Genomic DNA, 277 nt, shown 5'->3' on the forward strand with positions numbered 1-277 from the left:
CCGAAACCAGGGTGTACTACCATTCCTGGTTCCTTATCCACTACCACAAGATCATCAGCAGTCCTGATGTATCTTTATCAATCCTGTGAACAAGCCCTACTCTGTCAAGATCAGACTTCTGACCGTTCTTTTTCAAAAATGGAAAGCCAGTGCATTGACTAATGTTCCGTCCCAGTTTCCGAAACCAGGGTGTACTACCATTCCTGGTTCCTTATCCACTACCACAAGATCATCAGCAGTCCTGATGTATCTTTATCAATCCTGTGAACAAGCCCTA

At 44.4% G+C, this 277-nt stretch carries 1 pseudogene; it reads right to left on the bottom strand.

Going from position 1 to position 277, the window contains the following annotated elements:
* Window positions 1–49 precede the first annotated feature (49 nt).
* Window positions 50–234 (bottom strand): annotated as a pseudogene (locus BOQ64_RS22785) (pseudouridine synthase); the annotation flags it as partial.
* Window positions 235–277 lie beyond the last annotated feature (43 nt).

This window comes from Chryseobacterium sp. CH25 (genome assembly GCF_004119455.1).
GTDB lineage: Bacteria > Bacteroidota > Bacteroidia > Flavobacteriales > Weeksellaceae > Chryseobacterium.